This window comes from Sporosarcina aquimarina, assembly GCF_033253705.1.
GTDB classification, from domain to species: Bacteria; Bacillota; Bacilli; order Bacillales_A; family Planococcaceae; genus Sporosarcina; species Sporosarcina aquimarina.
The window spans coordinates 44,092-68,981 of sequence record NZ_JAUBDH010000001.1; the positions used below are offsets into that span (position 1 = coordinate 44,092).

At 42.5% G+C, this 24,890-nt stretch carries 30 protein-coding genes and 2 riboswitches; of the genes, 20 read left to right on the forward strand and 10 right to left on the reverse strand.

Going from position 1 to position 24,890, the window contains the following annotated elements; translation table 11 throughout:
• Nucleotides 1-104: 104 nt before the first annotated feature.
• The 6 genes from QT716_RS00250 (at nucleotide 105) to QT716_RS00275 (ending at nucleotide 5,585) form a co-directional block, all read left to right on the forward strand.
• The gene (locus QT716_RS00250; protein WP_317933661.1) at nucleotides 105-914 is read left to right on the forward strand and encodes a polyphosphate polymerase domain-containing protein; all 810 of its coding nucleotides are present in this window, start codon (nucleotides 105-107) and stop codon (nucleotides 912-914) included.
• Nucleotides 883-1,566 carry a DUF4956 domain-containing protein gene (locus QT716_RS00255; protein WP_317933662.1) on the forward strand — a complete coding sequence of 228 codons (684 nt, stop codon included), beginning with the start codon at nucleotides 883-885 and terminating at the stop codon, nucleotides 1,564-1,566. Before QT716_RS00250 ends, QT716_RS00255 begins: the two co-directional genes overlap by 32 nt.
• A 125-nt stretch (nucleotides 1,567-1,691) precedes the next feature.
• Nucleotides 1,692-2,771, forward strand: a complete 1,080-nt coding sequence (locus tag QT716_RS00260; protein ID WP_317933663.1) for an AI-2E family transporter — start codon at nucleotides 1,692-1,694, stop codon at nucleotides 2,769-2,771.
• Between the two features lie 92 nt (nucleotides 2,772-2,863).
• Nucleotides 2,864-3,691 carry an ABC transporter permease gene (locus tag QT716_RS00265; protein WP_398291776.1) on the forward strand — a complete coding sequence of 276 codons (828 nt, stop codon included), beginning with the start codon at nucleotides 2,864-2,866 and terminating at the stop codon, nucleotides 3,689-3,691.
• Between the two features lie 4 nt (nucleotides 3,692-3,695).
• On the forward strand, nucleotides 3,696-4,469 hold the full coding sequence (locus QT716_RS00270; protein WP_317933664.1) for an ABC transporter ATP-binding protein: 774 nt from the start codon (nucleotides 3,696-3,698) through the stop codon (nucleotides 4,467-4,469).
• Between the two features lie 27 nt (nucleotides 4,470-4,496).
• Entirely contained in the window at nucleotides 4,497-5,585 is a 1,089-nt protein-coding gene (locus tag QT716_RS00275) for an ABC transporter substrate-binding protein (RefSeq protein WP_317934221.1), read from the forward strand.
• Between the two features lie 50 nt (nucleotides 5,586-5,635).
• Here QT716_RS00275 and QT716_RS00280 read toward each other — a convergent pair whose 3' ends face one another.
• The 3 genes from QT716_RS00280 to QT716_RS00290 all read right to left on the reverse strand — a co-directional run bounded on the left by QT716_RS00280 (nucleotide 5,636) and on the right by QT716_RS00290 (nucleotide 8,186).
• Nucleotides 5,636-6,601, reverse strand: a complete 966-nt coding sequence (locus tag QT716_RS00280; RefSeq protein WP_317933665.1) for a DMT family transporter — start codon at nucleotides 6,599-6,601, stop codon at nucleotides 5,636-5,638.
• Nucleotides 6,602-6,613: 12 nt separating this feature from the next.
• Nucleotides 6,614-7,840 (reverse strand): peptidase T, encoded by a 1,227-nt coding sequence (gene pepT, locus QT716_RS00285; RefSeq protein ID WP_317933666.1) that lies wholly within the window; start codon nucleotides 7,838-7,840, stop codon nucleotides 6,614-6,616.
• 124 nt (nucleotides 7,841-7,964) lie between these two features.
• Nucleotides 7,965-8,186 (reverse strand): DUF2187 family protein, encoded by a 222-nt coding sequence (locus tag QT716_RS00290; protein ID WP_317933667.1) that lies wholly within the window; start codon nucleotides 8,184-8,186, stop codon nucleotides 7,965-7,967.
• Nucleotides 8,187-8,421: 235 nt separating this feature from the next.
• On the opposite strand from QT716_RS00290, the gene QT716_RS00295 reads away from it, so the two are divergent.
• The 4 genes from QT716_RS00295 to QT716_RS00310 all read left to right on the forward strand — a co-directional run bounded on the left by QT716_RS00295 (nucleotide 8,422) and on the right by QT716_RS00310 (nucleotide 11,532).
• Nucleotides 8,422-8,688 carry a metal-sensitive transcriptional regulator gene (locus QT716_RS00295; protein WP_317933668.1) on the forward strand — a complete coding sequence of 89 codons (267 nt, stop codon included), beginning with the start codon at nucleotides 8,422-8,424 and terminating at the stop codon, nucleotides 8,686-8,688.
• A 139-nt stretch (nucleotides 8,689-8,827) separates the two neighbouring features.
• Nucleotides 8,828-9,082 carry a hypothetical protein gene (locus tag QT716_RS00300; RefSeq protein WP_317933669.1) on the forward strand — a complete coding sequence of 85 codons (255 nt, stop codon included), beginning with the start codon at nucleotides 8,828-8,830 and terminating at the stop codon, nucleotides 9,080-9,082.
• A 74-nt stretch (nucleotides 9,083-9,156) separates the two neighbouring features.
• Nucleotides 9,157-9,804 (forward strand): hypothetical protein, encoded by a 648-nt coding sequence (locus QT716_RS00305; RefSeq protein WP_317933670.1) that lies wholly within the window; start codon nucleotides 9,157-9,159, stop codon nucleotides 9,802-9,804.
• Nucleotides 9,805-10,015: 211 nt separating this feature from the next.
• Nucleotides 10,016-10,130: riboswitch (SAM riboswitch) on the forward strand.
• Nucleotides 10,131-10,242: 112 nt separating this feature from the next.
• Entirely contained in the window at nucleotides 10,243-11,532 is a 1,290-nt protein-coding gene (locus tag QT716_RS00310) for an O-acetylhomoserine aminocarboxypropyltransferase/cysteine synthase family protein (RefSeq protein WP_317933671.1), read from the forward strand.
• A gap of 135 nt (nucleotides 11,533-11,667) precedes the next feature.
• Here the strand turns inward: QT716_RS00310 and QT716_RS00315 are convergent, their stop codons facing one another.
• The 6 genes from QT716_RS00315 to QT716_RS00340 form a co-directional block, all read right to left on the reverse strand.
• The gene (locus tag QT716_RS00315) at nucleotides 11,668-12,564 is read right to left on the reverse strand and encodes a glycine betaine ABC transporter substrate-binding protein (RefSeq protein ID WP_317933672.1); all 897 of its coding nucleotides are present in this window, start codon (nucleotides 12,562-12,564) and stop codon (nucleotides 11,668-11,670) included.
• A 2-nt stretch (nucleotides 12,565-12,566) separates the two neighbouring features.
• On the reverse strand, nucleotides 12,567-13,220 hold the full coding sequence (locus QT716_RS00320) for an ABC transporter permease (protein ID WP_317933673.1): 654 nt from the start codon (nucleotides 13,218-13,220) through the stop codon (nucleotides 12,567-12,569).
• Nucleotides 13,213-14,349 carry a betaine/proline/choline family ABC transporter ATP-binding protein gene (locus tag QT716_RS00325; protein ID WP_317933674.1) on the reverse strand — a complete coding sequence of 379 codons (1,137 nt, stop codon included), beginning with the start codon at nucleotides 14,347-14,349 and terminating at the stop codon, nucleotides 13,213-13,215. Before QT716_RS00325 ends, QT716_RS00320 begins: the two co-directional genes overlap by 8 nt.
• A gap of 262 nt (nucleotides 14,350-14,611) precedes the next feature.
• Nucleotides 14,612-16,135, reverse strand: coding sequence for a BCCT family transporter (locus QT716_RS00330; protein ID WP_317933675.1), 1,524 nt, complete (start codon nucleotides 16,133-16,135; stop codon nucleotides 14,612-14,614).
• A 310-nt stretch (nucleotides 16,136-16,445) separates the two neighbouring features.
• On the reverse strand, nucleotides 16,446-16,676 hold the full coding sequence (locus QT716_RS00335; protein ID WP_317933676.1) for an excisionase family DNA-binding protein: 231 nt from the start codon (nucleotides 16,674-16,676) through the stop codon (nucleotides 16,446-16,448).
• A 13-nt stretch (nucleotides 16,677-16,689) separates the two neighbouring features.
• Nucleotides 16,690-17,175, reverse strand: coding sequence for a QueT transporter family protein (locus QT716_RS00340; protein WP_317933677.1), 486 nt, complete (start codon nucleotides 17,173-17,175; stop codon nucleotides 16,690-16,692).
• Between the two features lie 9 nt (nucleotides 17,176-17,184).
• A riboswitch (PreQ1 riboswitch) is annotated at nucleotides 17,185-17,229 on the reverse strand.
• 134 nt (nucleotides 17,230-17,363) lie between these two features.
• Here QT716_RS00340 and QT716_RS00345 point away from each other — a divergent pair.
• The 7 genes from QT716_RS00345 to QT716_RS00375 all read left to right on the forward strand — a co-directional run bounded on the left by QT716_RS00345 (nucleotide 17,364) and on the right by QT716_RS00375 (nucleotide 21,424).
• On the forward strand, nucleotides 17,364-17,579 hold the full coding sequence (locus QT716_RS00345) for a KGG domain-containing protein (protein WP_317933678.1): 216 nt from the start codon (nucleotides 17,364-17,366) through the stop codon (nucleotides 17,577-17,579).
• Between the two features lie 288 nt (nucleotides 17,580-17,867).
• Complete coding sequence (locus QT716_RS00350) at nucleotides 17,868-18,137, forward strand: KGG domain-containing protein (RefSeq protein ID WP_317933679.1); 270 nt, start codon at nucleotides 17,868-17,870, stop codon at nucleotides 18,135-18,137.
• A 94-nt stretch (nucleotides 18,138-18,231) separates the two neighbouring features.
• A complete protein-coding gene (locus tag QT716_RS00355) occupies nucleotides 18,232-18,561 on the forward strand; it encodes a four-helix bundle copper-binding protein (RefSeq protein ID WP_317933680.1) in 330 nt (109 codons plus the stop codon).
• Nucleotides 18,562-18,689: 128 nt separating this feature from the next.
• Nucleotides 18,690-19,091 (forward strand): GntR family transcriptional regulator, encoded by a 402-nt coding sequence (locus QT716_RS00360; protein ID WP_317933681.1) that lies wholly within the window; start codon nucleotides 18,690-18,692, stop codon nucleotides 19,089-19,091.
• Nucleotides 19,088-19,993 (forward strand): ABC transporter ATP-binding protein, encoded by a 906-nt coding sequence (locus QT716_RS00365; protein ID WP_317933682.1) that lies wholly within the window; start codon nucleotides 19,088-19,090, stop codon nucleotides 19,991-19,993. Before QT716_RS00360 ends, QT716_RS00365 begins: the two co-directional genes overlap by 4 nt.
• Nucleotides 19,968-20,720 carry a hypothetical protein gene (locus QT716_RS00370; protein ID WP_317933683.1) on the forward strand — a complete coding sequence of 251 codons (753 nt, stop codon included), beginning with the start codon at nucleotides 19,968-19,970 and terminating at the stop codon, nucleotides 20,718-20,720. The genes QT716_RS00365 and QT716_RS00370 overlap by 26 nt, the downstream gene beginning before the upstream one ends.
• On the forward strand, nucleotides 20,717-21,424 hold the full coding sequence (locus tag QT716_RS00375; protein WP_317933684.1) for a hypothetical protein: 708 nt from the start codon (nucleotides 20,717-20,719) through the stop codon (nucleotides 21,422-21,424). The genes QT716_RS00370 and QT716_RS00375 overlap by 4 nt, the downstream gene beginning before the upstream one ends.
• 41 nt (nucleotides 21,425-21,465) lie before the next feature.
• Here QT716_RS00375 and QT716_RS00380 read toward each other — a convergent pair whose 3' ends face one another.
• Nucleotides 21,466-21,645 (reverse strand): hypothetical protein, encoded by a 180-nt coding sequence (locus QT716_RS00380; protein ID WP_398291791.1) that lies wholly within the window; start codon nucleotides 21,643-21,645, stop codon nucleotides 21,466-21,468.
• A gap of 144 nt (nucleotides 21,646-21,789) precedes the next feature.
• Here QT716_RS00380 and QT716_RS00385 point away from each other — a divergent pair, with 144 nt between their 5' ends.
• The 3 genes from QT716_RS00385 to QT716_RS00395 are packed head-to-tail and all read left to right on the forward strand — an operon-like array spanning nucleotide 21,790 to nucleotide 24,867.
• Nucleotides 21,790-22,479, forward strand: a complete 690-nt coding sequence (locus QT716_RS00385; RefSeq protein ID WP_317933685.1) for a response regulator transcription factor — start codon at nucleotides 21,790-21,792, stop codon at nucleotides 22,477-22,479.
• Complete coding sequence (locus QT716_RS00390; protein WP_317933686.1) at nucleotides 22,457-22,636, forward strand: hypothetical protein; 180 nt, start codon at nucleotides 22,457-22,459, stop codon at nucleotides 22,634-22,636. The genes QT716_RS00385 and QT716_RS00390 overlap by 23 nt, the downstream gene beginning before the upstream one ends.
• Nucleotides 22,636-24,867: a sensor histidine kinase gene (locus QT716_RS00395; protein ID WP_317933687.1), complete on the forward strand. Its 2,232-nt coding sequence runs from the start codon at nucleotides 22,636-22,638 to the stop codon at nucleotides 24,865-24,867. Before QT716_RS00390 ends, QT716_RS00395 begins: the two co-directional genes overlap by 1 nt.
• Nucleotides 24,868-24,890: the final 23 nt, after the last annotated feature.

Genomic DNA, 24,890 nt, shown 5'->3' on the forward strand with positions numbered 1-24,890 from the left:
TTTTATATTCTCATCGTTTTCTAATGAATCCTTCATCGTGTTCACATTTTAGTTATGTAAAGTTAACCCTACAAAGACAAGATAACTGAAAGTGAGGGAATCACATGGCGATCGAGATCTTTAGCAGAAAAGAACAGAAGTATTTGATCACACGCCGTCAATATGAAGAATTGGTAGATCGTATTAGTCCTAAAATGCGTAATGTTAAGAATGGGACGGAAGGCAGTTATTCCGTTACGAGTCTTTACTTCGATAGTCCAGACAAATCTATTTACTTTGAAACGAAAAACAAGTTGAAGTACCGCCAAAAACTTCGTTTACGTGTATACGACGAAGCAGATTTAAATAGTACTGCTTTTTTTGAAGTGAAGCAAAGACACAAACAAGTAGTTAACAAGCGTCGAATGATATTGCCGCTTCGGGAAGCATACCGCTACCTCGAGGGTGATTATAAAGAGGATTTTTCCGATATTGAGACGTCTAATCCCCAAGTGATGAAGGAAATCGATTATTTCCGAAAGTATTACGATTTGAAACCGGAAATGGTCGTGAGTTACAGTCGCCACGCGCTTCACGGTGTGACCGATCCAGAACTGCGGATTACGTTCGATTTCGATCTAAAATGTCGGAAACACGATCTGCATATCGAGAATGGCCCTTATGGTGATTATTTTATCGACTCGGATCTTGTTGTTTTAGAAGTTAAAGTAGACCATGCCGTACCCCTATGGCTAGCCCGTATTTTGCAAGAATTGAATTGCGAACAGCGCAGTGCGTCAAAGTTTTGCACGAGTATGGAACTGTTGAGCAGTGATGCGTTACCACAATCAGGCTATATGGAACCGAAAGAATTAGAAGAACCAACAATTGGAGGAATAGAAAATGAATCAGATCACGAGCTTGTTTTCATCTAATGGATTAGAAAGTGCCCCAACTATTTGGATGAGTTTGGCAGCAATGGTTTTAGCATTTGTACTTAGTTTAATCATTACAAAAGTGTACCAAATCACGTTTACAGGAGAGCGATATTCACAAGCGTTTGTTCATACAATCATTATGATAAGTGTGGTTGTGTCGGTTGTAATGAATGTAGTAAGCGGTAATGCTGGAGTTGCATTTGGGTTGTTCGCTGTATTCTCTTTAATCCGTTTCCGAAGTGCCGTGACAAACGCAAAAGACATTGCTTACATTTTCTTCGGACTATGTGTCGGGATGACGGCGGGGCTAATGCAGTTCCCGCTTGCAATTGTGTTGACACTGTTTGCTAGCTTGATTTTCTACTTCTTGTACAAAGTAGATTATGGCAAAGGAAAAGATACACAGCTGTTGAAAGTGACTGTGCCTGAGAACTTGAATCACGAAAACTTATTAGATGATATTTTGGATGAAAAAACTGACTTTTATCAGCTTCGGCAAGTGGAAACAACGAATCTGGGAACGATGATCTTATATACATTTGCCATCCGCAATAAAGTCGAAACAAAAGACCAAGTACTTCTTGACGCTATCCGTGAACGCAATGCGAACTTGAAAGTATCGCTTTCTTACTTAGAAATGCGCGACTAACTGAAATAGAGATCATCCCTTATCTTAAAGGGGTGATTTTTTTTGTTCCGTGTTCGACACGATGCACGGAAACTCGTATACTAATAACAACTAAACAATATATAAATTGGAAAGGAGGCTATATCTTGACTAAGAAGTTGTGGTTCCAATCAGGTGTCGCCATTTTACTGGCATTATTGATTATTAAATTCTTTTTAGAAATCAATTACATCTTTGCACCGGTTGGTATTATTGCCAAAGCCATCATCCTGCCGCTCGTTTTAGGAGGTGTACTGTATTACATGACAGAACCGATCCAACGTTTCCTAGAAAAGCGGAAAGTACCAAGATGGGGAAGCATCCTAATCATTTTTGTGATATTAATAGGCGGTATCTACGGATTTGGGGCACTTGTCGGCCCTCCTATTGCCGACCAGGTTAATACGTTAGTCGATAATGGTCCAAAAATCACTAAGGAACTGACACATTTAAAGGACGTGGCACTTGAACAGAAAAAAGACTTGCCTCCGCAACTTGAACAGTCACTCAATAGTGCAGCAGACAAAATACAGGATTATGCATTAAAATTTGGCGGCTGGTTCGTAGCTTTCCTGCAATCGTTTGTCCAGGCAATTGTTCTGCTAGTGCTAGTACCTTTCTTCTTCATCTTTATGTTGAAGGATCACGAGAAGCTTGCACCGAATATTTATAAATATTTTAGTGGAAAACGTAGGGAATGGGTCAAGAAAACGATCCATGACATTGACCATGTATTACGCAGTTATATTCAAGGTCAATTCTTAATCAGCGCAATATTGGCGACAATAATCCTAATTGGATATTGGATTATCGGCTTGCAATATGCATTGTTGATTGCGATTTTCACATTATTTATGAATTTGATACCATTCATCGGACCATGGATTGCAGTAATGCCAGCGATTTTAATTGCATTCGCCCAAGATCCAAAACTCGTCATATGGGTTGCAGTCATTACATTAATTGCGAATCAGGTCGATAGTAACTTTATCACGCCGAATGTCATGGGGAAATCACTCGACATTCATCCGCTTACAGTCATTACACTCCTTCTTGCAGCCGGTAACATCGCGGGATTTGTAGGAATTATCGTAGCCGTTCCTGTATATGGAGTAGCGAAAGTAATTGTTGCTAACATCTATGCAGCCCGACGTGATATTAAGAAGACAGCCACAAAGACAGTTTAAAAAAACTCCGTATCCCAATAAAATGGGGTACGGAGTTTTTTTTGTGCAGATGCCCACCCAGCCTAGTAGGCCGGCGCATAGATTGAGGTGAGGTGGTGAAAGTGACTCAGTCAGGTAAACTTGCGCAGGATCCAGTGCGCGTAGAACGAGCCGAATGGAAACGTCAGCAGACGAAAGCACGATTGCAGCAGTTGCTCACAATTGTTTCACCCGTTTTTTTACTCGTGCTCTGGGAAGTCATGTCACGAACAGGTGTCATGGATATCCGTTTCTTCCCACCGCCGACCGCGATTCTGCATACATTCTGGGAACTGCTAGTTAGCGGAGCAATCGCAGAACATGTCGGTGTCTCCTTGTACCGGATTGCATTAGGATTTCTTGCAGGTGTAATTCCCGGAATCATTATAGGACTAATGATGGGGCTATTTACGCCGATTCGGCACTTTGTTTCGCCTCTTGTGATGGCACTCATGCCGATTCCTACACTAGCCTTGCTTCCGATCATCATTATTCTATTCGGAATTGGAGATTTGTCGAAAGTCATCACAATTGCAGGAAGTGTTTTCTTCCCAGTCGTCATTAATACGGCTGCAGGTGTTCTTAACATCGACAAAATATACCTAGATGTCGCGAACAACTATGGGGCGAGCAAGTCTCAATTCTTTTTCAAAATCGCACTGCCTGGGGCACTGCCGGTTATGTTGGAAGGAATACAAATGGGGCAGGCGATTGCGCTGTTAACAATCGTGGCGGCGGAAATGATGGGTGCAACTTCCGGTATCGGCTATCTGATTTGGACGTCGTACAAAGCATTTCTTCTCCAAAATATGTTTGTTGGATTGATCATGATTTCGTTCTTTGGTTATTTGTTCTCACTGCTGTTAAGGGGTCTTCAGAAAAAACTGCTGCCATGGAGGTGAACGGATGCCCCCTAAAATTGAAATTGATGATTTGACGAAAGTTTTCGTGAAGAAAACAGGAAGTGTAACGGCGTTGCAACATATTTCTCTCTCTATTGAAGACGGTGAGTTTGTCTGTCTGGTAGGTCCGAGCGGATGCGGGAAAACTACGCTGCTCCGCATTTTGGCAGGACTTGAGAAACATAGCGCCGGAACTTTTAAGATTAACGCTGAACAATCGAAGCGCCCGCTGCAATCGATGGTGTTTCAGGAAAAAGGGATTTTACCTTGGATGACAGTGGAAGATAATGTTGCGTTCGGTCTCTCGATGCGTAAGGCTTCGAAAGATGTCATTGCAAAACAAACAGCTTATTATTTGGAGAAAACCGGTCTCACCCAATTTGCTAATCTTTACCCAAGTGAATTGTCTGGAGGTATGAAGCAGCGTGTCAGTATTGCACGTGCGTTTGCCAATGACCCGGAAATTTTGTTGATGGATGAACCATTTGCAGCATTGGATGAACAAAACAAGTTTATTCTTCAAGAAGAATTGTTAAGTATTTGGGCAGAAACGAAAAAGACGGTGCTGTTCATCACTCATAGTATTGACGAAGCATTGATGCTCAGTGATCGAATCTTACTTATGAGTGCTCAGCCAGGGCAAATCATTCAGGAAGTGAAAATTGACCGGCCGCGTCCGCGAAAAATCGAGGAAATCCGAAAAGATCCTGAATTGGCGGCACAGTTTGTTGACATCTGGCAGCATCTGCAAAAAGAAGTGCAGAAATCGAGAACATGACGAAAGGGGAAGCGTGTGAAACAGTGGATGAAAGTGGGTTGGCTGTCGATTATATTAGGTGTTTCGGTTGTACTTGGAGGATGCGCTGAGAAGGAAACAACGAAGCCTGCGCCGGTGACAAAACCTAGCGATGGAGCTGAAACAGATCAGCTAGCACCGCTTGAAAAACGTACGAAAGTCGTTATCGCAGAAGATGGCGCGGCGTCCGGGGCTGGATTTTATATTGCGAAGGAACGCGGGTATTTCGATGCCTATAACATTGACGTGGAATTTACTAATTTCGCGAATAGTGATGATATGCTTCCAGCACTTGCTGCGGGGGAAGTCTCGATTGCCGGCGGAGTTTCGACAGCTTCGTTCTTCAACGCAATCGCTCAAGGAATCGATGTACGAATCATTGCGGATAAAGGGCACAACATGCCAGGTGAATCGTATTTCTCTTTCGTCATTGGCAATCACATGAAAGACATCATTAAAGACTATCCGGATTTCAAAGGGAAAAAGATTGCAGTATCATCACGCAATTCAATTGATGGATATATTTACGAGGAAATGCTGAAGCATGCGGGACTTACAGAGGATGACGTAGAATACGTTCACATCGCTGACTTTGGTGCGATGCTCGGAGCGATTGACTCTGGAACAATTGATGCTGCGCTCAATATTGAGCCGCTGATCGCACAGGGAATAGACAAAGGATTCCACTTGCGCTTCGGTGACGCAACGGACTATGCTCCAGAATCACAGATTGCAATGGTACTCGCTTCACCGCAATTCATGGAAGACGAAGAATTGTCTATCCGCTTCATGTCTGCCTATTTACGAGGGGTACGGGACTACAACGACGCATTCTTTGAAGAGGTAGATGAGGATGCAATCATCGACATCATGGTGAAGCATACAGCGTTGAAAGATGCGGAATTATGGGATAAAGTCTTCGTAACAGGTCTCGATCCAGATGGCAAAATGTTTGTAGATGACATTCAAAAGCAATATGACATGTATAAAGCGAACGGTGCGATTATCGGAGATATCGACTTTAACAAGGCGATAGATACGAGTCTCGCTGAAGAAGCAGTTGAATTACTCGGGGAATATGAGGCAGCTAAGAAGTAATGATAGAGACTGTCCGAAACGTCAGGTTGTCTGACGTTCGGGCAGTATTTTTATGGATATGCTTGTAACTGCCGTTTGGCGGCGACAGCAGTTTGCCAGCTATGCAGTGACATACCGATAATAATAACAGCGATACCGGCTAAAGAAAGAGGACCAGGAAGCATCAAGTTCAGGAGCAGCATTTCACCAGCCATAGCGAAAATAAGCTCTAGGGACTGTGTCGCTTCCACTGCAGCAAGACGTCCCTGATCATGTTGGACAAGATCCGTTGCCATGAAGAACAAAGTCGTTGCGATGACACCGGAACTCACCCCGACTACGAATGACTGACCGAGCTGGCTGAGGGAAGGAAGTCCGACAGTAGCCCATGCATAGAGTGAAAGTGCAAACCAGACGGGGACTGTCATCAGTGTCATGGCAAGTACCCGTTGAAACGTATCGAGTGATCCGCCTAACAGTTCCATCATCTTACGGTTGCCGAGAGGATAGGCGAAGGCTGCTACAAGGACAGGCAATGTCCCAAATGCCAGGGCTTTCGCTGTAACGGATTGAGCATGCGGAATTTGTATTAAGACCACGCCTGCCAGAATGACGAGTGAAATCATAAGTGATGGAAGAGGAATCCGTTGTCTAACTTGTTGTTTACCATTCTTCGTTTCCAGAGTGATGGAAAACAAAGGGGCAAGTAAGACCCCCGCGACAATCGTCAATTGCCAAGTTCCTGCCAGCAGCCAGCCTGGGGCGTAGGCTGCTGAAAAAGTTAACGGGCCATAAAATAGCACAAAGGCAACAAAACTCCATGCGAAAAAGGGCCACGGTTTGGCGGTCATTTCACGCTTGACCGCTCCGAGACCCTTTCGTGCACCAACGATTGCAAATAGAAACGGAACCATGAAGAAATAGCGGAGGGACGCACTCCACATCCAACTGCCTCCCGAAAGTTCCATCGAGCGGTTTAGCACAAATGTAACCGCGAAAAAGACAGCGGCAAGTACGCCCAGCCATATTCCTTTCATGGTAATGCCTCCTTATGCGCGGGATTCGTAAAGTTTTACAGCTTCAATAATAACTTGTGCTGCTTTTTCCATCGTTTCTGCAGATACAAATTCATAGCGGCCGTGGAAGTTTTCACCGCCTGCAAAAATATTTGGAGTTGGGATACCCATATAAGAAAGCTGAGAACCGTCTGTTCCGCCCCGAATCGGTTCAACAATTGGTGAGATTCCTAATTTGTCGAATGCTTCTGAAATAATATCGACAATTTCCATATGAGGCTTAATCTTTTCGCCCATATTGAAATATTGGTCTTCTAATTCAAGAACGATTGAATCCTCGCCGTAATCTGACTTCATTTGAGCTGCAGTATCGAAAAATAGCTGCTTGCGCGCATCGAACGATTCTTTGTCGAAGTCACGAATGATGTATTCCAACACTGTTTTTTCAACAGAGCCTTGAATGTCCATCAGGTGGATGAATCCTTCGCGTCCTTCTGTCAACTCAGGAACTTCTAACGCAGGCATAGCTGCTTGGAACTCTTGAGCACGTAAGATTGAATTCACCATTTTGCCTTTTGCAGTACCTGGGTGGACATTCGTTCCTTTGAAGGTGACGCGTGCTCCAGCTGCATTGAAACTTTCATATTGCAGTTCTCCGAGTGGACCGCCGTCCATTGTATAGGCAAAGTCGACCCCGAAAGCATCTACGTCGAATTTATGAGGTCCTCGCCCGATTTCTTCATCTGGTGTAAATGCAACGCGCAGTTTACCGTGCTTGATCTCTGGGTGCTCTTGCAAGTAGGCCATAGCTGTCATAATTTCAGCGATACCGGCTTTATCATCAGCACCAAGTAATGTCGTACCGTCCGTCGTAATCATCGTTTGTCCAATATAATTGTTCAATTCAGGAAAGCGACTAACCGATAATACCGTGTTTTCGTTCAAAACAAGATCACTGCCATCATAGTTGTCGTGGCGTTGAGGGTTCACGTTTTTCCCAGAGTAGTCAGGTGATGTGTCTACGTGTGCAAGAAATCCAATGACAGGAATTTCTTTATCCGTATTTGCAGGCAAGGTAGCGAACAAATACCCATTTTCGTCTAATGTGATATCTACTAACCCAATCGTATTCAGTTCTTCTTTCAATAGATGCAGCAAATCCCACTGCTTGGAACTGGATGGGGTTGACGTACTTCTTTCATCTGATTCAGTGTCAATTTTCGCATAGCGAATGAAGCGTTCTAATAACTGTTCTTTCATACTTTTAATAATTCCTCCTTCTATTATATGTATAAGAAATCCAGAAGATGCGATTTCTTAAAAGTAGACAGACAACAAAACCGGCAGAAATGATACATTCTGCCGGAGGTTGTCGAATCTAGGATTATACGACCGTGTAATTTTTGTGTGCGACAACCGTCAATGTAGAGGCTGCACCAATTTGTTCAGCATCCTCTTCGGAAATTTCAACAATAACGGAGTTCTCTAAAATTTTGTGGATCGCTCCAATGACATAAACACCGTTGCGGATGAATGAAATTTTTTCACCAATATGACGGGCTGCAATGAAATCAGAGACTGGATGTTCCTTACGCGGAAAAGCCAAACGAATCCCTCCTCTAGTCTGTTTCGTGTACGTTCTAATTGTGAAGACCCATGGCCATTCAGTAAAACAGACAGTGCGTCTTGCGGTTGGCCCTATGGTTTTGGAACATAATACATCCCTAAGTATAACACAATTCGAACAATTTCGCGCAACCTAGAGGACTGGAAAGGGAATTAATTGACCGGATACCAGAAGGGGTATAGTATGAATGAAAAGAAGGGGGAGGGGCAGATTCATGGAATACGATACAAAAGTGGTTAACCGGCTAAAACGAATTGAAGGTCAAATCCGCGGTGTATTAAGGATGATTGAAGCTGGAGACGAATGCAAAGACGTGATTACACAGCTGTCTGCGTCTCGCTCAGGAATCGATCGTACAATCGGGTTAATCGTTAGTACAAACTTAATAGCTTGCATTGAAAACGAGGAGTTATCTGATAACCCTCAATCTAAAGAAGAGCTCGTGAAAGAAGCTGTAGACTTATTAGTAAAGAGCCAGTAACTGCAGGCTCTTTTTTTTCGGGATTAAACATTAAAATGTTCTCTTAGTTCTCTCATCAAGTCTTAATAATCATCACAGAGTCTTCTCATAGTGCGGGGTTATGATATAAGTATCCCAAAAGGAAAAGGAGAGGAACAAGATGAAAAAGACATTGATCACAGCAGTAAGCGCACTACTTATTTCCGCAGGAGGTGCTCAAGCAGCGTCATTTGCACATGCCGATACAAATGCAGATGCTCAAAGCTCATATGCACACGTACAACACAATTCAAACTGTGGTCAGCAAGCCAACCAAGACATCACAGGTCTAGAAGAATATGCATCAATTGCTTCTGTCATCGACCCAACTAGCTTCACTACACGTGTAACTGAGGACAAGTGTCAAAACGGGTAACTGAGGACAACGTGTCAAAACGGGTAATTCTTTTCTCTGATAACTATGGACGTACTCAATATAAGAGTGTCTTCGTGAAAAAGACAGGACTTCTAAAAGTCATCAATTTAAAAGGTGGCGGTGCAGTACTTGAAACTACTGTAAAAGCAGACACAACAACACCAGCTCCAGAAGCGAAACCAGATGCAGCACCAGGTCAATCCGCTAGCTCTATCAATGGATTACCTGAATACAAGACACTAGCAGGTGCTGTCGATTTGACTGACCTTACACCTGTTATCGTATCAGACAACTACAACAACCGTACGATTCTTCTGAAAGATGCTAACGGTCGTGAGCAATACAAAAGTGTATTCGTGAAAAAGACAGGTCTACTAAAAGTCATCAATCTTAAAGGCCAGGGAGTTGTCATTGAAACAGTCGTAAAAGAAGACACAGTAACACCAGCACCTGAAGTGAAACCAGAGCAAAAACCTGAAGCAAAACCGGAACAGCCTGCAAGTACAATCAGCAGCTTGCCAGAATACAACACACTATCAGCTCATGTAGATCTAAACACACTAACACCTGTAGTCGTATCAGACAACTACAACAACCGCACAATCCTGCTGAAAGATGCTAACGGACATCAACAATTCAAAAGCATCTTCGTAAAACGCACAAACATGCTCAAAATCATCAACCTAAAAGGCGGCCAAATCTTCTACGGCGCAGCTCAATAATTAATTCTTACCCGCAAACCGAAGTCTGCCAAGATTTCGATTTGCGGGTTTTTCTTTTTACTTCGGTTCAAAGTAGATGCATATCCTACGGACGTTAAAATGACTTGATTACAAAACGCAAAACTATCAAATAATTTTGATTTAACTGTTGACTTTCTATTTTCAAGCACGTATACTCAGTTCCAAGATGGAAAACTGAATAAGTCACAAACTCTTATCAAGAGCGGCGGAGGGACTAGGCCCTGCGATGCCCGGCAACCGGCGAGTATAAAAACTTGCAAAGGTGCTACTTCCTACAGATCTATTCTGGATCTGAAAGATAAGGGGAAGTGCCAGAAATGGCAGATCCTCTTCTATAGTCAGAAGGGGATTTTTTGGTTTCCCCATCACCCGTCCGGTGTGCACAGTTCCATCAAACTACTTCCGGAGGTTTTGTATATGACAAATTTTCAACCCGAAACTCTTTTGCTGCACGGTGGTCAAGAACCGGATCCGACAACTGGATCCCGTGCTCTGCCCATCCATCGAACGACTTCGTTCGTCTTTAAAGATACCGAGCAGGCGAAAAATTTGTTTGCCCTCCAAGAAGCGGGCAACATCTACACACGAATCACGAATCCGACCGTCGCGGTATTTGAAGAACGCTTAGCACTTCTTGAAGGAGGAACTGCAGCTGTTGCACTCTCATCTGGTATGGCGGCTGTTGCATTTTCCATTCTGAATATCGCTGAAGCGGGCGACGAAATTATAGCGGCAGCAAATCTTTATGGCGGCACATTTAACTTATTTGCCACTACATTGCCGAAATACGGGATTACAGTGAAATTTGTCGACTCCACAGATCCGGAAAACTTCCGTAGCGCCATTACGGAGAAAACAAAAGGTATTTTTGCTGAAACTATCGGCAACCCCAGCTTACAAGTGCTCGATATCGAAAAAGTGGCATCAATCGCACACGACAATGGCGTACCTCTTTTAATCGACAATACATTTGCATCCCCATACGGATGTAACCCTATTGAATTTGGTGCTGACGTCGTTATCCATTCCGCAACGAAATGGATTGGCGGTCATGGAACAACGATTGGCGGTGTCGTGGTAGATGCAGGCAAGTTCGATTGGACTCAAGGCAGATTCCCAGGGTTTACAGAACCAGACGAGTCGTATCACGGATTACGCTACGGTATCGATACGGCAGCCGCTGCATTTGCGACAAAGCTGCGTGTTCAAGGACTTCGCGATTTCGGTCCATGTCTAGATCCCGACAGTGCATTCAACTTCCTGCAAGGACTGGAGACGCTTCATCTGCGTATCCAGCGTCACGGAGAGAATGCGCAAAAGGTAGCACAGTTCCTGCAAGAGCATTCTTCTGTTGAATGGGTCACCTACACGGGCCTTGACGATCATCCAACAGCTGACCTTGCCAAGAAGTATTTGAAGAATGGAGCGGGATCCATCATTGTCTTTGGCATTAAAGGCGGACGTGATGCAGGACGCCGTGTCATCGATAACGTTACTGTTTGGTCACACGTAGCCAATGTCGGGGATGCAAAGTCCTTAATTATCCATCCCGCGTCTACAACGCACCAACAGCTATCTGCTGAAGACTTAAAGAATTCAGGGGTTACTGAAGAACTCATTCGTCTTTCAGTAGGTCTTGAATCCGCAGAGGATATCATTGCAGATCTTCAACAGGCGATCGAAAAGGCTGCGCCAGTTAACGCGTAAATGGTAAAGAACCATTTTTGACAAGTGAGATAGAAGCAGTTACTCTCATTTGGTAAACTCACACCTTGTCACTCGTCCTTATGGAACCACGAAAAAGCACACATCCCATTAATAGGAGATGTGTGCTTTTTAATTTCAATCTTTTGCAATTAATCCGGATTCCTCTAAAAACTCCTTCGCCACAATCTCAACGACCATTCCATCGTTATCGACTTTACCATTCATAATTTGCATCGACTCCTCATTGATCATCCCGTCGAGTTGGTAAAGCACATCTTCTAATTCAGGATATTGTTCCAATACTTCTTTACGAACTAACGGAAGAGCATGGTAGGGCGGGAAGAACGATTGATCATCTTCTAATACTCGTAAGTCATAGATTGCTAGCTGACCGTCGGTTGTATAGGAGTTGATAACATCCACTTCACCTGCATTAATAGAGCGATACATCATGCCGTGATCCATTCCCTTTACATCTTTAAATCCAATATCATACTCTTTCTCAAAGCCTGGCAGACCGTCGGGACGGTCGATGAATTCAAACACTGCACCTAGTGTGAAGTCATTGGAGTACTCGGCAAAGTCACTGAATGTGACAAGATTCAATTCTTCCGCTTTCGATTCATCAAGCGCTAAAGTGTACGTATTGTTAAAGCCGAATGTATTCAAGGCAACAATTCCGTCTTCCTCCACTAATCGTCTTGTCATTTCCAGCGTTTCTTCAACGTTCCCCGGTTCTTCATGGTAATAAGTAACGACTATTGTGCCTGTGTAATCTGGAATCACATCAATATGTCCATTAGTCATCGCATTCCAAACAACTGAAGAACCTCCAAGGTTTTCTTTATAGATAACGTCAATGTCCGTCTTGCTTTCAATGAGTTGGCCCATTACGTGAGACAAAATAATGCTTTCTGTATTGTTTCTAGATCCGAGTCGTAACGAATCTTTCTCGTTAAAGATACAGCCAGACAATAAACTGGTAACTAGTAAAGTCAAGACAAGTAAACGAATCTTTTTCTTTAAGTTCATAGTTATCGCAGCCCTTTCGGAGTGGTCCACCGCTCTACTCCGCTGAAGAACGTTTCAAGGAGAATAGCAAGAAGGGTTGCAGGAATAGCACCTAGTAAAATCAACCCGTCAATACCTCGAGTAATACCAAGAAATATGAAATCTCCAAGCCCGCCAGCGCCAATGAAAGCGGCCAGTGTTGCATTTCCGACGTTAATGACAGCGGCGGTACGAATTCCTGCCATAATTACTGGAATCGCTAACGGGAGTTCGACTTTAAACAGAATTTGCATGCTCTTCATCCCCATACCTCTAGCAGCTTCTATAGTGGCGGGATCCACATCCTTAATGCCGGTATAGGTGTTCCGCATTATAGGCAGCAGCGAGTATAGAAACAAAGCAGCAATTGCTGTCTTTACACCAATACCAAAAATGGGGATCATAAAACCAAGAAGCGCTAAGCTTGGTACAGTTTGTAGAACACCAGTCCCGCCAAGCACCAACGTTTTCAACGCAGGCACTCGTGTTACGAGAATACCAAGTGCAACAGCTAAAATTGTAGCAATGATCATCGAAAAGAATACAAGCTGAATGTGTATGGAAGTCGCTTCAATAACCTCTCTCCAACGCAATTGTGTCTGTTGGACGAGTTGCTGCCAAATGTTTAAGTTATTCAACTAGCTCACCCTCCATCTCTGTCCACTGACTGGACATCGCTGAAAGTAAAGAGCCTCTAGTGACAAGACCAATTAAAGTATGGTCGGGGTCGACAACCGGAATCATACCGAGCGTAGCATTGTCCATCATAATAATGGCTTCTTTTGCAGTAGCTGTATGAAGTAAATAGGGTTCTGCGGGCACCATGATTTCTGATACATGTTTAATGCCGTCCAAGTTTTTCATAATGTCGTGTGAAGTTACTATGCCGAGTAACTTATTGGATTCATCTGCAATTACCAGAGTGGTTGTTTTACGCTTGCGGATCAGTGAGATCGCGGTTTCTGGAGAGCGCTGTGGGAGAGATGTCACGGTGGACTCAGACAAAATATCTGTCACTGGCATAAGCCCGGGATTTTGGATAATACGATGTTTGCCGATGAATTCTTCAACAAAGCCATGAGCAGGTTCTCTTAGTAACTTTTCAGGCGTGTCAATTTGCAGTAGCTTTCCATCTTTCATAATTGCGATTCGATCACCCATCTTAAGGGCTTCGTCCATATCGTGCGTTACAAAGACAATGGTCTTTTTCAACTTTTTGTGAAGTGAGATGAGTTCACCTTGCAGCTGATCTCGAGTAATAGGATCGAGTGCACTGAACGGTTCATCCATTAAAATAACGTCAGGATTAGCAGAAAGAGCTCGTGCTATACCGACACGCTGCTGCTGACCACCCGATAATTCTTTAGGATATCGCGTCGCATAAATTTCAGGATCTAGACCGACCATCTGGAGCAATTCATTTACACGAATGGAGATATCATTCGCTTTCCAGCCTTTTAACTGAGGTACAATTGCGATGTTTTTCTGGATGGTGTAATGAGGAAAAAGCCCGATTTGCTGGATAACGTAACCGATATTCCGTCGGAGTTCAGCTACATCATACGTATTAATGTCTTTACCATCGATAGAAATGAGTCCGCGTGAATGGGGTATCACTTTATTAATCATCTTCATCGTGGTGGATTTTCCTGAGCCACTCGGCCCGATTAAAACAAGTAGTTCACCTTTCTTGATTTCAAAGCTGACTGAATCGACTGCTTTGAAACCGCCTTCAAATTCCTTTGTAACGTTTTCAAATTTGAGCATGTGTACCTCCTTTTATTGATGGGGAGTTTCATATTGGTCTGAGCAGACCTGTGTATCCCACTATCGATGAATTATCCGAAAATTCGTCGACTTAGCAAGCATAGCACATTAAAATAATATTGAAAGGGGATATTTTTTATTACAATATGTGTTAAAAAAGTAAAAGAAGATGCCCCTGGAGGATTTCCAAGGTCATCTTCTTTTGATAAATATACGTTTCTATAGTACAAAAAGTGATATGTGTAACGTAACATCATCTCACTTATTCGTCATTTTTATGCTTTTTGCGTTTAGCTAATCTAGGGTGCGGTATATTTTCTTCCGTATTGAGCTCTTTAAAGAGCGCATACACCATGAACAGGATAATGAATGAAAATGGTAACGCAGCAATAATTATAAAGTTTTGTAACGCACCTAGACCGCCGACAGACAATAAGATAATTGCGATCGTGGACTGGATAAGTCCCCAAATGACCTTGACACTATTTGGCGGAGTCAATGAACCATATGTGGATTGCATACCCAGTACAAAGGTCGCGGAATCCGCTGATGTAATGAAAAACGAAGTAATCAGCAAAATGGCGAGACCAGACATTATACCGGACCAAGGCAGTTCGTGAAATAATTGGAAGATCACGATTTCAGTATTAGCAGATGCCAAATCTGCTACTCCAGTCATTTGGATGTCGATTGCTGTTGTACCGAATGCTGAGAACCAAATGAAAGCAAACACACTTGGCGCGAGCAATACCCCAATCATGAATTCACGAATCGTACGTCCTTTTGAAACACGGGCGATAAACATACTGACGAATGGTGCCCAAGAAATCCACCATGCCCAATAGAAAATTGTCCAGGCATCAAGCCAATTTCGATTATCGGCATCTAAAGGTGACGTGCTCAAACTCAAATCGATGAAGTGAGAAATATAGCCGCCTACAGAGTCCGTAAAAATGTTGAAGATAAGCAAAGTAGGGCCTAATATTAGGATGAAACCTAATAATGCTAGAGCCAATACAAGGTTTGTGTTCGACAAATAACGGATCCCTTTACTTAGTCCAGACCAGGCTGACAAGATAAAGAGAACTGTTACTACAGCAATTATGATGAATTGGGACCTTACGCCGATACTAAATCCGAACAAATAGTTCAGACCGGCATTAATTTGAACAGCGCCAAAGCCGAGTGACGTGGCTACGCCAAAAGCCGTTGCAAAGACTGCAAGAACGTCAATGAGAGTTCCCCAAGGGCCCTTCATTTTGTCACCGAAAATCGGCTTCAGGGTTGCTGAAATTAATCCTGGCTCCCCTTTTCTGAATTGGAAATATGCTAGTGATAAAGCAACTATTCCGTATAATGCCCAAATGTGGATGCCGTAGTGAAGGAATGTTTCACGCATCGCTTCTTTAAAAGCTTCATTGCTTCCTGGTTCAGCTGATGCAGTATCTACAGCAAAATGAGAGAGTGGCTCGGCAGCTCCATAGAAGACCAGTCCGATCCCCATTCCTGCTGAAAACAGCATGGCAATCCATGTAATAGTTGAAAATTGTGGTCGGTCGGTATCTTTTCCTAAACGTATTTTCCCGTACGGACTAAAAATTAAGTAGATACTAATACCGACAAGCAGTGTCATTAAAAGCAGATAATACCAGCCAAATGAAGTCGCAACGAATGATTTACCAGCACTCGTTATTTTTTCAAAGTGTTCTGGATCAATAACACCATATCCAACAGCCAGAATGATGAGGCCGATAGTTATATAAAAGACATTTGAGATTTTTCTCATGGTTCCCCCTTTAAAGATGTAGTTTTTACAAGCAGTTCAACACTATACTATTGATTTACATGAAGTGCAACCATACAGGTAAACCTCATCAGAAGGTCTTATGAGTTGATGTATTCTTTCTATTATTTACATAATTTAATGAAGCTAAACCTGGACGGCAATGCCGTTAAAAAAAGTTGTAAAGCAGTCCGTAGAAATGGAAATATTTTCATTTTTTATACATGTATTAAAATAATTTCTTAAGGAGAATCGCATTGATAGATAAAGAAAAAACCGAGCCTGTCCAGCGCTAAACTGGTGGCTCGGTTTTTTAATCCTCATCTTTAATATCTCGATCGGGTGGAATCGATTCGCTGCGCCACTCGTCGATTTGTTGTTTAAGCTGTTCCAGCTGTTCAAAGTAAAGACCGAATTGACTTTCGTTTATCAAAAACTGGGTTCCATCGTGAACGGATCGAATTCGTTTGTCCAACACATATTGACTTACTTGTTCAACGGGCATACCAAGTTTGGCTGCTGTTTCTTCAATCGTCAGATACATAGTTCAACCTCCGTCAAATCAGTTTCTCAAGTGGTAGTCGTTTGTTTAATGTATGCATGAGTGGAATACCGATCGCCATGACGATAAATTCACTGATAGCAAGATATCCCCATGTAATCCAGAATGGGAAACCAAGTACCAAATGCAACTGCCACGAAATGATACACATCGTTGTCGTAAAGACAGCAGTATTGACTATCATCCTTTTTATGGGACTAGAGATTCTTTTTACAAGAAAAATAGTAATACTTAATGAGAGAATCGTGTGGCCGACACCGAATACCAAATCAATAGGACCGACTTCAGATAATAGCAAATTTGACACAAAAACGCCGATGACGATGCCTGCGAAAAGCTTTTTGTTGAAGATCACTAAGTGGTTAAAGATTTCAGCTAGACGGAACTGGATGTTCGTAAAGCCAAATGGTGCGAGGACAATCATGACCGCAACGTAAAGTGCGCCAATGATGCCGCTGATTGCAAGTGTTTTTGTTTTCATTTCAATAGTAGCTCCTTAGTTTTTTTTCGTGGGAGGATTTCGAACCACGTATTTTGAACGCTATTCAGTTTAGCACTTAATGAGAAATTCGTACAGTCGACGAATAAGACTACACACGTTTGTAGTGAATAGAACCGGGAATATATTGAATAACTATAAACAAACTGATTACTCTGGGAGGACAGAAAATGACAAACCATGAACATAAGGAAAAAATGACAAGAGAAGAAGCCGGCCGTATGGGTGGAAAAGCAACTGCAAAAAAACACGATAAAGAATTTTATAAAGAGATTGGTAAAAAAGGGGGAGAAGCTACTTCACAAAGTCATGGCAAAGAATTTTATGAAGAAATTGGTCAAAAGGGCGGGTTTGCAAATGCAGAACATAAAAGGGAATCTAAATAGTATGTTTACAGCCATTACTTACGGGGCATAAAACAAATGTGTAGGACAACTCTATAAAACAGAGGTGCCTAGTAAAAGCCCATATAAATGATGCATACTCCGGAGGTGATTTTGCATTTAAAAATCTAGTTAAATAACGTAGATAGTAAAATGTTGAACTGTAAATTAGGGATTTTAGATAAGTCAGCCTAACCAGCAGTAACTATTCACATGCAGCAGTTTATTCGATACGATTCTTGTAACTTGACTTAAATGCAAAAGAAAACTAATTATTTAGGAGGAATTTAAATGACTAACAATAATAACACTAATAATGGAAAAATGTCTCATGAAGAAGCTGGAAGAAAAGGCGGAGAACAAACTTCGAAAAATCACGACAAAGAATTTTATGAAGAAATCGGCCAAAAAGGCGGAGAAGCGAGTTCCAATCACAATAACTCGAACTCGAACTCGAACTCAAACTCAAACTCAAACTCCGATTCCAACTCCAACAAAATGAGCCGTGAGGAAGCAGGAAGAAAAGGCGGAGAAGCCAGCTCTAAAAATAATAATAACTAAGCACTAATGGAGATAACGAGAATCTGGAGGACTTCCAGCTCCTTATTATAAAAAAGTAAGGAAGTTTTCAGTCTATAGATGAAGGAGGACTTGGATGATTTCACGAGAATATGAGGAATGCATAAAAGTGTGTTTAGAGTGTCTAGAAGCGTGTAACAATTGTTTTGACGCTTGTCTAAAAGAAGAAGATGTAAAAATGATGGCGGAGTGCATACGGCTCGATCGTGAATGCGCCGACATCTGCGCGTATGCAGTTCAAGCGATGACGCGCAACAGCCCGTTTGCTAAAGAAATTTGCCAGCTTTGTGCGTATATTTGTGACAAATGTGCGGAGGAGTGCAGCAAACACGACCACGATCATTGTCAACGATGTGCTGAAGCATGTAAGAAATGTGCGGATGCCTGCCGTAAGATGGTAGCGTAATAGAAGAAAGACATCCTAACTATAAAATGAGTTTTAAAAGGCATACCTTTTCAGGGTATGCCTTTTTACTGTTGCAATTAACTGTTATTACACGTATAGTACATTACAACAGTAATGCACTGAGTATCATGAAGGAAGTGATGAGTTTGCATGACGTAGACGGGGATAAGCCGATTTATATACAAATAGCAGATTGGCTTGAGAATGCAATCATCGATGGCACATTAAATGCGGACGAAAAAGTCTATTCTCAATATCAGCTGGCAGAACTTTTCACTATTAACCCGGCAACTGCTGGTAAGGGACTGACGATTTTGTTGGAAGAGGAACTTGTCTACAAGAAAAGAGGTCTCGGTATGTTTGTATCTCCTGATGCCCAGAAAAGATTAAGAACAAAACGGAAAGAACAAACACTCCGTAAGCTTGTGCAAGATTTGTTGCTCGAAGCCGACTTGCTAGGGATCAATAAAAATGAATTAGACAAGATGATTGAAAAAGAAAGAGAATATAGAGAGGGGGAGCCAACGTGACAGTGATTTCATTGAATCAAGTCCAAAAGAAGTACTCACGAATTCCAGTTCTTACGAACGTTACCTTTTCAATAAAGGAGAATGTCATTACGGGAGTAGCTGGCAGAAATGGGGCTGGGAAAACGACGTTGCTTAAAATAATTGCAGGCTTCATGAAAGCGACAGAAGGTGACGTGCAAGTATTCGATGAAAATCCATTCGGAAGTCTCCTTGTATCTGCTAATTCCATCTACATTGATGATGCAATGAGCTATCCAAATCCGATGAAGCTGCAAGAATTACTGCATGAATTCAAGCGGTTTTACGCAAATTGGAATGAGGAACTTGCGATGCGTCTAATGGAATACTTTGCGATACCATTCGATATCCGCTACCAATTCTTGTCGAAGGGAAAGCGCAGTACATTTAATGCCATTGTTGGGATCGCAGCACGGTGCTCTTTAACAATTTTTGATGAACCGACAACAGGAATGGATACTGCAGCACGCAATGATTTCTATCGAGCTTTGCTAAAGGACTACATCGTGAATCCGCGGACAATATTGCTGTCGAGCCACTATATTGATGAAATACAAGATATTATCGAAGACTTACTAGTAATTCACCGCAAGCAAGTCCGTTATCACGGTACGGTTTCTGATTTGCAAGAAGCGCACTTGTCATTACGAGGAACGAAAGAACATTTAACAGAGGGAACATTAGGTAAGACCATTGTTTCCAAAACAAGGAGAGGTTTGCAAGAGGAATGGATTTTGGAAAATGATTTCTCAGATGCCGAACGTACAAAACTTAGCCGCCTGGGCATTGCCAATACTACCCTTTCATTGAACGATGCCTACTTAGCTTTGACAGAACAGCCAAGGGGAGGGATTGACGATGTCTTTGACACACAGAAAGACTAGTGAAGTTGTGAGGCAACAATTTTGGTTCAAGTTAAAAAGTAACGTCGCGGTTTTTACAGTGTTATTCGCACTCCAAATTCTGTTATCCGTTCTTATGACGGGTCCTTCGTCTACTTCAGGAATGGGAAGTGCAAATTTGGAACTTAACTGGAGCACGTATACGAATGACGGAATTATAACGATGACGCTATTTTGGTCACTGGCTATAGGGTTCTTAATGACAACGTCGGGGCAGCGGAATGCATCTTATCTGTACGTAGCCTCCCCTGGAATTGAAAACATGGCAAACTTTTTGTTCTTTGGTGCGGCTTCTGTAATAGCGGGGGTGACTGCGATTTTGTCAGGTAGCATTATGAAAGTCATCTTGCTCTTAACAAAGAAAGAGCAGTTTGTTTCTGACTCTGCCAATTTGCTCGTATCGCCAGTTGACTTTTTTACACAGCTTGCAGCCATGATTTCGTACTCATTTCTATTAATGATTTTAGTTTACACTGCGATGCTTTTTGTTCAAATGAACCGGTTGCTGATTTTACCTATTATTTTGTTGGTATATCTCAATACAAGGATAACGAGTTTTGAATTTTTTGGAGCGACAGGAAACATTCTCAGTTTCTTTTATGGAGAATCTTCTTTATGGCTATTTACTATCAAAGTCACTGCAGCCGTAGCTCTGTTAATGGTTCTAAGTGTAATTCCTTCCAAACGAATTGAGGTGAGACAGGCTTGACATTATTTACGGCAATTTTACCAGTTTTCGTCGTTCTATTAATGCTCCTGACTGTCTGGGGGATTCAAAGGACGATTAGAAATCGATTCTCAAGAAAAACTCATTTTATCCTCATGGGTGCATACATGATTCTATTAGTCGCAGCTTTTGTCGCTGCAGAAGTGATAGGCCATACGAAGGAGATGAATCATCCACCTCTATCTTCCGCACACCAGGAAAAAGTTGATGTGGAGGATGCAATTCTAGCTGGCAAACCTGTACCTGAAGAGGAGTTAATTACAGAACGAATTCATTCAGTCGATGGCCAATTGTCGCTATACCATCCCGGCTCAGACTATGACTCCATATTTTACATTGAGAGGTCCAAAGGAAATGAAAAGAAGGTTATTGAACGGATCTATAAACCTGAACTAACTACAGGCAGAGATGACTTTCCAAGTTATGATTTATCTGACTATGTAAAAGTGAACTTACCCGAATGGAGTGAGTCTGAGATGATATTTCCAGACCAGCCTAATCAGAAGCTGAGCTTTTCTTCGTATTATGACTCAATCGTTCTCAATCAGTTTTCAAGAAATGAGGATAGTGACACTCATGTGGGCAGCACAATTCGTTACCTGATTGTCCACCTAATTATCCCTGAATCGATTGTGCTCAAAAATCAAATGAGTCCAGATTATTATATTGAAGTGACACGTAATTAATCAGCGGTCCCCCATTTCAATACTGAAATGGGGGAACCTGATCAGTGTTTAAATCTATTCTGTTCTTGACCCTGTTCGTCCGGTGTCTGTTGTTTCTTTTTCTTTGCTGCATCATTCTGTCCAATTACGTCAAAATCATCAGGACTTAAATCCATGCCGTATCCGAACTCTTCGCGGCCCAGCTGCTTCGCTTTCTCTTTTCGTTTTTCCTCGTTATTCAATGAAATCACCTCCATTGAGAAGTATGTGCATCTTCAAAAGAATCATCCCCAAACTCATCTTAAGAATTTCTTCATACTTTCCCTTCTTAAATGTTAAGAAGTCCCTGTTACAATAAATTTAACGAGCAAGAAAGAGGTGCGGAGATGGCAACGATGACAATTTTAGTAGCGGATGATGACAAAGAAATCCGTGATGGTATAGAGATCTATTTAAAAAATGAAGGATATCGCGTGTTGAAAGCAGCAGATGGGCGGGAGGCACTGGAATTGCTTAAAACAGAAGAAGTTCACTTACTCATTCTCGACATAATGATGCCCAATATGGATGGAATCACTGCTACGTTTAAAATTCGAGAAGCTCAAAACGTACCGATTATTATGCTGAGCGCAAAAGTCGAAGAATCGGACAAAATCCATGGACTTTCCGTCGGAGCAGATGACTACGTTTCGAAACCGTTCCAGCCAATGGAATTAATGGCACGAGTGAAATCACAGTTGCGCCGCTACGTGCAACTTGGCACGTATGACGGGGGTACAACGCTTTCCGTTGGAGGATTGGTTCTTGACGAAGAAGCGAAAACAGTCACCCTGGATGGCATTCCCATCAAATTGACACCAATTGAATTCAAAATTACAGAATTGCTCATGAAGCATCCTGGCCGTGTGTTTTCCATTAATGAAATCTATGAACGCGTGTGGAAAGAGGAAGCGTATAACGCTGAAAATATTGTGGCCGTTCATATTCGGAAAATCCGGGAAAAGATTGAAACAGATCCGAAAAATCCAAGTTACGTAAAGGTGGTGTGGGGCGTTGGGTACAAAATCGAAAAGTAACAGTGCGCTGCTGTGGTCAATCGTTTCAATTGTGATTGCGCTCGGAAGTATCGTCTATTGTTTCCCGCATATTACAGGTCTTGCAAGTGACGGAATTGCCCGAACAACCCGCACGGTAACGTACTTCATTCAAATTATAAAAGGTGGTACAGTGTGATGAAACGTTACACACCGATAATCATATGGGCATTACTAGTTGCGGTCGCATTTAGCGGTCTTGTAACGTTAACGAGCAGAGGCCCAGAAGTAGTCCTGAAAAGCTATCCTCAATCTCAACAATTTCAAAACCATCTGAACGATATTTATGACGAACTCGGTCGAACTGTACTGAACCCAATCAATCTGGAAGAAGCAGAGAAGAAACTGTCCGTCACACCTGCCGAAATCCAGGAATACAGAACGTATTACGGCGGCTTAGCAGAACAAATTGATAACATCCAAATGCAATACGAAGACCGTATCCGTGAAGCGGAAACGAAAGTAACAGTCAAACAGGCGCTCGTGGATGAACGTGACGGGAAAATTGAGGATATCCGAAAGAATTTTGAAGATGAAAGCTATGTGGAAGGGAAGATTTTGAGTGAAAAGAAGCGACAACTCGGAAGACTCGTCCATAACTATAAATACAACAGCGCGATGATGGAGATCCCATTGGCGTATAGCCTTTGGCCGGTTGGCGGCGGGGATACCATTGAAGGCGGGGAAGTGAAGGGACCTATCGGTTATGAGCGAAAGTTCAATACGCAAAACGGGTATTTGAAGCTTAGTGGTATGGACTCGTCATTTACCGATATCAATTACTATGAAGAAACCTCGACCTATATGGACAACGCGGTACAGCAAGGCGAAGGTGTGACACTTTCAAGTGATGATTTACAAGCGATTGCTCAGCCGGCTGTACTATATGAAGGAATGGTAGCAGTCCTTAAGTCTGCATTTCAAGAGGGCGGCGTGCTCTACGAAGAGGCGAAAACATACCGATCCATAAAAATTATGCTTATTGTATCGGGGCTGGCTGCTATTGCATCAATAATTATGCTCTTTACAGTCTGGAAGTTCAAATGGACTTGGTTTGTCGATCTCCCCTTTACAAAGCGTTATGATTCATTTCGAATCGATTTGAAAGCCGGGATTTTCCTTTTTCTTTTGTTAAGTCTTGTGAATTTCACACGAGAGATATCCGGCAGACTGAATAATATGGCGAGCGGAGGCTATTCTTTCAGTATTCCGAATGCCGTGTTCATGTTTACTATGAGTGCAATCGTCATCGCTTTCCTTGCGTTCCAAATCGGGAATGCCATCACGCGTTATCAGCAGCCGGGTAAATTAGAAAATGATTTTAAGAACAGCTACACTATGCAGCTAATGGATAGTGTGAAAGAAGTGTTCTTAAACCGTTCCATTGCTATCCAGACTCTTCTTTTACTCATTGGGTTTTTCCTTGCCGGGGTAGGATTTGTAGGATCGATGCTTGCCGTAGAATTGTTCATGATTTATGTGTTGTGCGTACTATTCATCGGTTTGCCAATCTTGTTCATCTACATGCGACGCATGGGCTACTTGAACAAAATCTTTAAGGCGACAGAAGATATGGCAGCTGGCAGACTGAACAGCGATATCAAAGTGATTGGCCGTTCACCGTTTGCTAACCATGCAGCCAATTTGAATAATCTACGTGAAGGTGTGGAGCAGTCCGTTACCAGTCAGGCGAAAAGTGAGCGGTTGAAAACGGAATTGATCACAAATGTTAGCCATGATTTACGGACACCTCTCACTTCAATTATTACGTATACGGATTTATTGAAAAACCCGAATTTAACTGATGAAGAGCGATGGGAGTATGTAGATGTATTGGATCGGAAATCTCAGCGCCTGAAGACGCTGATTGAAGATCTGTTCGAAGTGTCCAAAATGTCGAGCGGTACGATGGAGTTATACAAACAGCGTATCGATCTATCCCAGTTAGTGCAGCAAGCAATTGGGGAACATGCAGAGAAGATGGCGGAAATCCCACTTGACTTCAGAATATCGGTTCCTGAAAAACCCGTGCCTGCTGTACTGGATGGTCAGCGGTGGTGGCGGATGCTGGATAACTTGATTGGCAACGCATTGAAATATTCACTTCCTGGTACGCGGGTATATGTAACGTTGCGGGAAGATGATGGTATGGCGGAGTTAGTCGTTAAAAACATTACAGCGTATGAGCTAAACGAAAATGTAGATGAGCTATATGAACGGTTCAAACGAGGGGACGCATCCCGGCATACGGATGGCTCGGGTCTTGGTTTGGCGATTGCGCAATCGATTGTTGACATGCATGGAGGTACAATGGCGATTGACGTAGATGGTGATTTGTTTAAAGTGACAGTACGCGTACCATTAGCTTAAATAGAAGAGGGTACAAACGGCAA

Bases quoted from the DNA above. Each gene is read 5' to 3' on its own strand.
- QT716_RS00250 (WP_317933661.1), top strand. From the start codon at position 105: ATGGCGATCGAGATCTTTAGCAGAAAAGAACAGAAGTATTTGATCACA.
- QT716_RS00345 (WP_317933678.1), top strand. From the start codon at position 17,364: ATGACAAACCATGAACATAAGGAAAAAATGACAAGAGAAGAAGCCGGC.
- QT716_RS00315 (WP_317933672.1), bottom strand. From the start codon at position 12,564: ATGAACTTAAAGAAAAAGATTCGTTTACTTGTCTTGACTTTACTAGTT.
- QT716_RS00255 (WP_317933662.1), top strand. From the start codon at position 883: ATGAATCAGATCACGAGCTTGTTTTCATCTAATGGATTAGAAAGTGCC.
- QT716_RS00335 (WP_317933676.1), bottom strand. From the start codon at position 16,676: ATGTATCTGACGATTGAAGAAACAGCAGCCAAACTTGGTATGCCCGTT.
- QT716_RS00355 (WP_317933680.1), top strand. From the start codon at position 18,232: ATGATTTCACGAGAATATGAGGAATGCATAAAAGTGTGTTTAGAGTGT.
- QT716_RS00325 (WP_317933674.1), bottom strand. From the start codon at position 14,349: ATGCTCAAATTTGAAAACGTTACAAAGGAATTTGAAGGCGGTTTCAAA.
- pepT (WP_317933666.1), bottom strand. From the start codon at position 7,840: ATGAAAGAACAGTTATTAGAACGCTTCATTCGCTATGCGAAAATTGAC.
- QT716_RS00385 (WP_317933685.1), top strand. From the start codon at position 21,790: ATGGCAACGATGACAATTTTAGTAGCGGATGATGACAAAGAAATCCGT.
- QT716_RS00280 (WP_317933665.1), bottom strand. From the start codon at position 6,601: ATGAAAGGAATATGGCTGGGCGTACTTGCCGCTGTCTTTTTCGCGGTT.
- QT716_RS00330 (WP_317933675.1), bottom strand. From the start codon at position 16,135: ATGAGAAAAATCTCAAATGTCTTTTATATAACTATCGGCCTCATCATT.
- QT716_RS00350 (WP_317933679.1), top strand. From the start codon at position 17,868: ATGACTAACAATAATAACACTAATAATGGAAAAATGTCTCATGAAGAA.
- QT716_RS00395 (WP_317933687.1), top strand. From the start codon at position 22,636: ATGAAACGTTACACACCGATAATCATATGGGCATTACTAGTTGCGGTC.
- QT716_RS00310 (WP_317933671.1), top strand. From the start codon at position 10,243: ATGACAAATTTTCAACCCGAAACTCTTTTGCTGCACGGTGGTCAAGAA.
- QT716_RS00370 (WP_317933683.1), top strand. From the start codon at position 19,968: ATGTCTTTGACACACAGAAAGACTAGTGAAGTTGTGAGGCAACAATTT.
- QT716_RS00360 (WP_317933681.1), top strand. From the start codon at position 18,690: ATGAAGGAAGTGATGAGTTTGCATGACGTAGACGGGGATAAGCCGATT.
- QT716_RS00295 (WP_317933668.1), top strand. From the start codon at position 8,422: ATGGAATACGATACAAAAGTGGTTAACCGGCTAAAACGAATTGAAGGT.
- QT716_RS00270 (WP_317933664.1), top strand. From the start codon at position 3,696: ATGCCCCCTAAAATTGAAATTGATGATTTGACGAAAGTTTTCGTGAAG.
- QT716_RS00340 (WP_317933677.1), bottom strand. From the start codon at position 17,175: ATGAAAACAAAAACACTTGCAATCAGCGGCATCATTGGCGCACTTTAC.
- QT716_RS00300 (WP_317933669.1), top strand. From the start codon at position 8,828: ATGAAAAAGACATTGATCACAGCAGTAAGCGCACTACTTATTTCCGCA.
- QT716_RS00275 (WP_317934221.1), top strand. From the start codon at position 4,497: ATGAAAGTGGGTTGGCTGTCGATTATATTAGGTGTTTCGGTTGTACTT.